General features: G+C 40.9%; 9 protein-coding genes. All 9 read left to right on the forward strand.

Annotation, left to right across the window (positions count from 1 at the left end; genetic code table 11):
* Positions 1 to 640, forward strand: a 640-nt coding sequence (locus tag QZR70_RS07335; protein ID WP_295794169.1) for an Nramp family divalent metal transporter, incomplete at its 5' end; no start/stop codon positions are given.
* Positions 641 to 882: 242 nt separating this feature from the next.
* On the forward strand, positions 883 to 1485 hold the full coding sequence (locus QZR70_RS07340; protein WP_213467535.1) for a hypothetical protein: 603 nt from the start codon (positions 883 to 885) through the stop codon (positions 1483 to 1485).
* Positions 1463 to 2209, forward strand: coding sequence for a YaaA family protein (locus QZR70_RS07345; protein WP_295794172.1), 747 nt, complete (start codon positions 1463 to 1465; stop codon positions 2207 to 2209). Before QZR70_RS07340 ends, QZR70_RS07345 begins: the two co-directional genes overlap by 23 nt.
* Positions 2196 to 3332, forward strand: coding sequence for a [FeFe] hydrogenase H-cluster radical SAM maturase HydE (gene hydE, locus QZR70_RS07350; protein WP_295794175.1), 1137 nt, complete (start codon positions 2196 to 2198; stop codon positions 3330 to 3332). The genes QZR70_RS07345 and hydE overlap by 14 nt, the downstream gene beginning before the upstream one ends.
* 20 nt (positions 3333 to 3352) lie before the next feature.
* Positions 3353 to 4018 (forward strand): hypothetical protein, encoded by a 666-nt coding sequence (locus tag QZR70_RS07355; RefSeq protein WP_295794176.1) that lies wholly within the window; start codon positions 3353 to 3355, stop codon positions 4016 to 4018.
* Between the two features lie 134 nt (positions 4019 to 4152).
* Entirely contained in the window at positions 4153 to 6219 is a 2067-nt protein-coding gene (fusA, locus tag QZR70_RS07360; RefSeq protein ID WP_295794178.1) for an elongation factor G, read from the forward strand.
* 257 nt (positions 6220 to 6476) lie between these two features.
* Positions 6477 to 6953 carry a YhcH/YjgK/YiaL family protein gene (locus tag QZR70_RS07365; RefSeq protein WP_060925033.1) on the forward strand — a complete coding sequence of 159 codons (477 nt, stop codon included), beginning with the start codon at positions 6477 to 6479 and terminating at the stop codon, positions 6951 to 6953.
* A 4-nt stretch (positions 6954 to 6957) separates the two neighbouring features.
* Positions 6958 to 7851, forward strand: a complete 894-nt coding sequence (locus QZR70_RS07370) for a DMT family transporter (RefSeq protein WP_295794180.1) — start codon at positions 6958 to 6960, stop codon at positions 7849 to 7851.
* A gap of 88 nt (positions 7852 to 7939) precedes the next feature.
* Positions 7940 to 8881 (forward strand): DMT family transporter, encoded by a 942-nt coding sequence (locus QZR70_RS07375; protein ID WP_295794181.1) that lies wholly within the window; start codon positions 7940 to 7942, stop codon positions 8879 to 8881.
* The last annotated feature ends 82 nt before the right edge of the window (positions 8882 to 8963 follow it).

Genomic DNA, 8963 nt, shown 5'->3' on the forward strand with positions numbered 1-8963 from the left:
GGCTGTTATTATGCCTCACAATTTGTTCTTGCACTCAGAAATTATCCAAAGTCGCCAGTTCAACACGCAAGATCCTTCTGTAATGAAGCGCCAATTGCGTTATGAATTTCTAGACACTCTATTATCTATGGGTATTGGATGGATGATTAACTCTGCCATGATCTTATTGGCGGCATCCGTGTTCTTTGCTCATGGCATTGAAGTAACCGAGCTTGAACAGGCGGAGGAGTTGTTACGACCTCTCATTGGCCCTGCAGCAGGTACTATCTTTGCTATCGCATTGCTCTTTGCGGGCTTTGCATCGTCTGCTACGGCAGGTATGGCAGGGGCGAGTATCTTTGCCGGCATGTTTGGTGAGTCTTACGATATGAAAGACTTCCATACTCGATTAGGCTTGGCTTTAACATACATTCCGGCATTGCTGTTGATTGTATTTGTTACTGATTCGTTCCAAGCATTGTTGATCTCTCAAATGTTCTTGAGTTTGCAACTACCTATTACAATTTTCTTGCAGCTCTATATGACGAGTAGCCGTAAGGTGATGGGGCAATATGCGAACCATACATATACGAATGTACTATTATGGGGCATTGGTATTGTTGTTACCGTTATGAATATTTACCTACTCATTGTAGGGTAATAGGAAAAGACCGCGTTAGCGGTCTTTTTTGTATAATAGGTGTTCAAATTTATAAAGTTACATTAATCATGTAACATTGTTTTATTAGAATTACTTTGTCATATAACTGGTATAGTTGTTATGTAAAAAGTGTATCCATGAATACCCATGTGGGCTATAAAATATGTTACAATTAAAGATAGTATAAATCCTGTAGGGAACATTCCCTCACCAGTGTAATAGATAGAAATTAGGAGGACCTAATGGCAGACGAAGTAAAAGTACAAGATGCAATGCAATCTGATTTTAGTGTTGTAGTAAACGACATTGCAGAGGAATTATTAACGCGCCTAAATATGGATGAGGATGGCTCTGTTATCGACATGTTCCAAACAGGTTCTTTTGATCCTTGGCAATTATTCGTGTTCTTTGGCGCTTTAGAAAAAGCTCTCGTTGATTTTAGAACTGATAAACGCAAGAAAACAGTTATTGTTCACGCCCAACCTGAGGCTCTTATCGGCATTGGTCGCGTGGTAACGCCTGTATCTACTATGCTCGAACACGTTCTAATGTCTCGCTTGAACGACATGAGCGAAGGTCGTCTAGAAACTGGCATGCTTACAGTATCTGCTGGCAGCATCGACTACGAAGGTGTAAATTTAAAAGGTCGTCACGTTGTTATCGTATGCGATCTTGTAGATGAAGATTCTGATTACCTTAAAGAATGCATTAATTTATGTAAAGAAATGAAAGCTAGCCATGTAGTGGCTGTGCCTCTTATGTTGTGGAATCCTGAGTTGATCGACAATTTGACAGAGGAAACTATCAAGGCGGAATTATCCCATGAAAATCGTCCTCTCTCCTAGTAAGACTAAAACGATTACCCCTGCTACTATCAACGACGGGGCAGTCAATCCTACAGTCTTAGACGGTCAATTTCAACCGCACATTACACAAGACATTGTAAAACATGTGCAGTCCCTAGATGTGGCGGCCCTTGGTAAGGCTTTGAAACTCAAGGATGATAAGGCGCAGGCTATCTTTGATTTCTATCAAGATTTTGCGTCTCATCCTGTTGGGTTAGCTTGTGAAAGCTACGATGGTATTGCTTTCAAATATTTAGACTGGCAGAACTTGTCTGAAGAGGCCAAGGTCTTTGGTGAAAGCCATCTTGTTGTTATGTCTGCCTTGTACGGCGTCGTAGAGCCTATGATGGGCGTTAGAGACTATCGACTCGATATGGTCGATAAGGTAGGCATTAACTTATATGATACGTGGCGCGAAGCGGTGGATGCATACTTTCACAAGGAAGATTGGATTCTCAATCTAGCGTCTAAAGAATATGCCAAGATGGTAAACCATCCAAAGGTAGTGACCGTTGAATTTTGGGAATTGCGAGGAGACACATTTAAACAGATGAGTACGTCCTCGAAAATGAGTCGCGGTGTGATGGCTCACGAATGTTTAACAGCACAAGTGAAACATGTGCGGGATTTGCCGCGCGAAGTGAATGGATTTACCTGTGTCACTGACATAGATTCCATTACTATACCAAGCGAATCGATGACGGTTCGTTATGAAAGGAAGTGATTGTTTGCAAGTGCAAGACATTCTCGGAAAAGACCTCGTTGGCGATGAATGGCTAACCGAGGAAGAATTGCGATTTCTCATGTCTGTAACTGATGAAGACGAGTTGCAGTTAATATATAAAAAGGCTTATGAAGTAAAGGCAAAATATGTACAGCCTGTAGCGTATTATCGGGGCCTCATTGAGTTCTCGAACCGATGCATCAAAAACTGTAATTACTGCGGTATCCGTCGTGAAAATGATAAGACGGAACGCTTTGATATGAATCGTGAAGACATCATTAAGATGGCACAGTGGGCCTATGACCATGAATATGGCTCTATTACACTCCAATCTGGTGAACGCAGTGATGATATATTCGTCGATTATGTAGTAGATCTCATTCGCGATATTAAAGCCATTGGCGATGGTTCCCTGGGCATTACGATGTGCGTAGGGGAACAAAGCGAAGAGGCGTACCGCCGCATGCGTGAAGCAGGTGCGAGCCGTTATTTATTGCGCATTGAAACAACAAATAAAGAACTGTATCATAAAATTCATCCTCAAGATGAATTGCACTCCTTTGAAACGCGCGTTGAATGCTTACGTCGTTTGCGCCGCGTAGGCTTCCAAGTAGGTACAGGTGTCATGATTGGTTTGCCGGGCCAAACAGAGGAAGATTTAGTGAACGATATCTTATTCTATCGTGATATGGATATCGACATGATCGGCATGGGTCCGTATGTGGTACATCATGATACGCCGCTAGGCCAAGAGGCATTGGCGATGGGCATCGATGACGAAGCAGGTAAATTGCGCCGCATTCAATTGGGCCTAAAGATGATTGCGTTGACACGTTTATTCTTGAAAGACGTAAATATTGCTGCTACAACAGCATTACAAGCGCTTGATAAACTAGGCCGTGAAAAAGGCCTTGCTGCGGGTGCCAATATTTTGATGCCTATCATTACCATTCCGGAACACCGTGCAAAATATTTGCTGTACGATAACAAACCTTGCGTAGATGATAATGCAGACAAATGTAAAGACTGCTTAACGCGTCGCGTAATGTCCATTGGCGATACCGTAGGTTGGAAGCAAAATGGTGACTCCAAACACTACGGCAAGCGTACGGGAGAGTTTTAGTTTATATATGAGGTTGTATTATGAAGACAAAATGGTATTCTGATTTTTGGCGGTTATTTGCTAGTCCTTTTAAAGGCGGTATTGATCAAGTTGTACAATCGGGGACATTGCAAAAAGGATTCTGGGGCACTGTATTTCTGTGGGCTATTCCATATATTATATTAGCTTTATATGGGACTATGCTAATTCCATTTCTCCCTCATAATGAATTTACTGGTTTAACCTATTTACTCGGTATCGGTGCCAGTTTTATGTTCATCTTTGCATGGCTTATTTGTATCGGCTGGTCTTTTGTGATGGTAGCCATCGGTTCCTATGTATATAACTGGGTTATCACTAAGATGGGTGGTACCGACAATGTACAGGCGATTATGAAAGTTAGCTGGTATCTACAAGGGTATGGCGTACTATTATTTAGTATTGGTTATACGATAGTCTTGGTTTTAATGGGCATATTAGGTCTAGCATCCGATAGTAGAGCCCTTGCTGGTGTTATCTATTTTGTAGGAACAATAGCCTTACTTGTTATATCCATTTGGGTATCCTTAGAACTTATGGCAAGACAGGTCATGCTTACGAAGATGAAAGTATTCATTGCTAGTATCTTAACGTCCATAATCTTCGCTATAATTTGGGCACTTTTCATGGCACTTCTTAGTGGCTGTGCCTCTTTAATGGGTAGATAATACTAATTTATAAATTAATATTAATAAAGAGTCCTCTTTTTTTGATAAATTTTTTCGGAAAAAGAGGACTTTTCTATTTGGGTGTCGAAATGTAATAGCAAAAGCCGTAATTTGCCATTAAGGAGGCGATTCCGATGAAAGAGTACAGTAGTGATAAAATTAGAAATGTTGCTGTTGTTTCCCACGATGGTGCGGGTAAAACAGCTCTTGTCGAATCTTTGTTGTTAACCTCTGGTGCGGTTGATTTCGTAGGTAAAGGCCAAGACAATAAACATATTATGGACTTTGAACCTGAAGAAATTAAACGTAACGTAACAATCCAATTGGGCATGGCTCCATGTGAATGGCATGACCACAAGGTTAACTTCGTAGATACTCCAGGCTATAATGAATTCCATGGTGAAGTTCGTGCCGCTTTGCGTGCGTGCGATGGTATGTTGATGGTACTATCCGCCACATCTGGTGTAGAAACTGACACAGTTCGCGCATGGGATTATGCAGTTGAATTACAAATGCCACGCATGGCATTTATCAATAAAATGGATGTGGATGGTGCCGATTTCTTCGGTACTATTGAAAGAATGCGGGAATTATTTGGCAAAGGCATTATGCCATTGCAGATTCCTATCGGTGAAGGCGCCAACTTTGAAGGCGTCGTAGACGTAGCAAAAATGACTGCGTTTACTTACAAGGACGGCCAACCAACAGAGATTGCTGTACCAGCTCACCTTATCGAAAAGGCTCAAGAAATTCGGGAAATGACCGTAGAAGCCGCGGCTGAAGGTAGCGATGAATTGTTGGAAAAATATTTAGAAGGCGAAGAATTATCTTTAGAGGAAATTCGCCAAGGCTTGCGTGAAGGGATGATTAGTGGCCGTGTGTGCCCAATCATGTGTGGCAGTGCCACATCTCGTATTGGCCTAGATCAAGTATTGGATCGTATGATCCGTTACATGCCGGATGCAACTAAAAAAGTGATGACCGCAACTGATGCGGAAACCGGCGAACAATGTGTAGTACATGTAGATAAACCTTTAACTGCATTCGTATTTAAAACATTGTTAGACCCATTCGCAGGCAAACAAAGCTTTGTACGTATCTTCTCTGGTGAACTAAAAGAAGGCGATCGCCTTTATGATGTAAACCAAGGTGTAGAAGAAAAATGGGGCAAGATGGTTACCCTTATCGGGAAGCAACAAATCCCTGTATCTACCGCTAAAGCTGGCGATATCGTAGTGATACCGAAATTGGCTAATGCTAAGACTGGAGATACATTAACTGCTCCTGACTTTAAAGTGACATACGACGCTATCCGTTTCCCTCAACCTCTATACACTGTGGCTATGGAGCCAGTGAAAAAAGGTGAGGAGGAAAAATTAGCTAGTGCTGTTCTAAAAGTAGCAGAAGAAGATCCTACTTGCGTAGTAGTGAAAAATGCTGAGGCCCGTCAACTACAAATCGATTGTATGGGCGAGGTTCATCTCGAGCATATCCTTAACAAAATGGATCGTAAATATGGCGTACAAGCTAAACTTGTGACTCCATATATTCCATACCGCGAAACAATTAAAGGCTCCGCTGAAACCGAGTCTAAATATAAGAAACAAAGTGGCGGTCATGGTCAATATGGTCACGTTAAGATTCAAGTGGACCCATTATACGATGGAAGCGAATTTGCATTCGTAGACAAAATCTTTGGTGGTGCTGTACCTAAACAATACATACCAGCAGTGGAAAAGGGTGCCAAAGAAACCCTAGATAAAGGCTTAATTGCGGGATATCCTATGATTGGCGTGCAAGTGACACTCTTGGATGGATCTTACCATAGCGTAGACTCCTCAGAGTTAGCATTTAAAGTAGCTACGTCACAAGCTATCAAGGATGTAATTCCTAAGGCGAAACCAGTCCTATTAGAACCAATCTATGAAGTTAACGTGTTTGCACCAGATGCTTTCATGGGCGACATCATGGGTGATTTGAATAGCCGTCGAGGTCGTGTATTAGGCATGGAACAAAGTGAAAGAACAGGTATTTCTGTTGTTAAAGCTCAAGTACCATTGGCTGAAATGGCCGACTATGTAACTGCATTGCGCTCTATCACTCAAGGACAAGGCGTATTTAACCGTCAGTTCTATACTTATGAAGAGGTTCCACATAAGCAAGCGGAAGAAATTATCGCTGCTCGTAAGACTCAAGAATAAAGTAAGACCATGTCCACGTACTGTATCAAATACAGTTAGAATCACTACAACTGAATAAATAATTGCATATCGTAACAACTTAATAGCATAACAATTGACGTAAGTCATAAATTTGAATAGTATTTTACACGAGCCCTCCATATATGTAGCGTATGGAGGGCTTTTACTAGTCCTTTATGTATATATGTGCTAACATTAAGATAATATAATTGCTTATGTATCGGGTGTTATTTCCATATATCGGGAAAGGATCGTATATGTTTTTTTCTAGCATTACTGCAGATTATACAAAAATGGGCTATCCTAAAGCTATCGTACGAGCTTTGGATTTCCTAAAAAATACAGATTTGAAAGCATTGCCAGGCGGCCGTCATGCCATTGAAGGGGACATGATGTACGCCAATGTAGACGATGTAGAAACAAAATTGTTTGAAACTACAAAACCTGAGTCTCATCGCAACTATGTAGATATTCAATTCATGGTAGATGGGGAAGAAAATATGGGCTTTTTTGTAGATAAAGGCCTCGTAAAGCCTGTGGAGTCTTATCCAGATCGTGATTGCTATTTCTACCCAAACGAAGCTGTTGATGAAGGACACATCCACTGTCCAGAAGGGTATTATACAGTATTCTTCCCATCTGATATCCATAGACCACTATTAGCTGTTAATGATAAGCCTATTAAAATTCGCAAGGTTGTTGTAAAAGTACATGTAGATCTCTTAGGCGACTAATCCTATGAAGCGATATGAAATTATAGGTGTCTTACTAACCCTATTAGGCGCTGTTTTGTGGGGCGTATCAGGTGCTTCAGTACAGTTCTTAAGCAACTATAGGGATATGAACTTAGAATGGCTAGTCACCATGCGATTAATTACAGCAGGACTATTGACTGTTATCTATGCATGGTTTAAATATGGTAATTCTATCTTCCATGTCTTTCGTAGTTTAAAAGATACAGCAGGCCTTATTGTTTTTGGCGTATTTGGCATGGCTTTATGCCAATATACATACTTTAAATCCATTGCTTTGGCAGGGGCCGGTATTGCGACGGTGCTTCAATACTTGGCGCCATCAATGATTATTATTTATATGCTTGCCCGTTATGGTAAAAGGCCCTCTAAAGGGGAAATTATTTCCGTTATACTGGCCTTGGTAGGTACGATTTGTTTGATGGGGAATGATGGCTTTTCTATGGAGCGATTCCCATTGGCAGTGCTCGTATGGGGCCTCTTATCTGCTGTAGGCGTCGCTGTATATAGTGTTTCTCCTGTAGATTTACTATATAAATATGGAACCTTGCCGATTGTAGGATTTGGTATGCTTCTCAGTGGTATTGTGGCTGCTATTTTATTTCATCAGCCAAATTCGTATGCTATGTGGGATGTATGGACTGTTATTGGCTGTTTCAATGTTGTTTTTTTGGGGACAATTGTATCCTTTAATGCTTATTTAGAAGGTGTTAAGAGAATAGGTGCCGTTCCAGGATCCATTTTGTCATCTATTGAACCGATTTCGGCAGCTTTCTTTGGATGGGCTTTGTTAGGCAACCAATTTAGTGCATTAGGGCTAATTGGCATGGCCATGATCATCGCTACAGTTATTATAATTGCTCTAGAAAAACGCACATAGTTTGAGGTCTCTTTGCTGTATATTGCGGTTTAGAGGCCTCTTTGTTATGATTGTACATAATGTGAAAGTAGTTGTTATAGGAGGTTGTATGGAGGAAAAACAATGGAAAGGTATGGCCCTTGCCATTTTAGGTACCCTACTTTGGGGGCTTTCAGGCACATCTGTACAATTCCTTGAAAGTGCAAAGCATATCAATGTGGAGTGGCTATTAGAAGCGCGTTTGCTCATAGCAGGTATATTGACGATAGGACTTGCGTATATAAGGGATGGTAAGCGTATTTTCTCTATCTTTACAGAACCTAAGGATATAGGGAAATTATTAATATTTGGTATTTTAGGTATTGCTTTAGCTCAGTATTCATACTTCAAGTCCATTGCCATTTCAGGAGTCGGTATTGCTACGGTCCTTCAAAATGTTGCGCCTACGCTGATCATTATCTATTTGTTTTTGAGATACTTTAAAAAGCCATCTGTACCAGAGTTTTTCTGTATTGTATTAGCCTTGGTGGGAACACTCTGTATCGTTATGCAAGAAGGGCTAGATGTTTCGAACTTTAATGTGCTTGCTTTATTCTGGGGGCTTGTATCGGCAGCTAGTATCTGTGTATATACATTGCAACCTATTGAGCTATTAAAGAAATATGGCACCACATCCATTGTGGGGTTTGCCATGTTTATCTGTGGTATTTTATCCTTAGCCATGTTTCAACAAGTAGAATCAGAAGCCCTCTGGGATGGCATGACCTGGTTAGGATTATTTGCTATCATCATACTTGGTACGGTCGTATCCTTTAATGCTTATATGGAAGGGGTTACACTCATTGGTGCTATACAGGGCTCTATACTTTCATCATTAGAACCAATCTCAGCAGCAATCTTTGGATGGGTATTGCTAGGGAATCATTTTACGCTGGTCGGTATTTTTGGCATGATTTGCATCATTGCAACCGTATTCATTATCGCCTGGGATCGACACCGTCAAATTAAACGAGAAGTACTAGAAAAACTGAATAAAGTAGAAATGAAATAAACAAACGAAAACACATATACCATGAGGTGATATGTACCCCCTTTACTGGACAACCAGTAAAGGGGGTATTTTCATGAGATAT

This window comes from uncultured Veillonella sp., from assembly GCF_900545205.1.
Classification (GTDB): Bacteria; Bacillota; Negativicutes; order Veillonellales; family Veillonellaceae; genus Veillonella.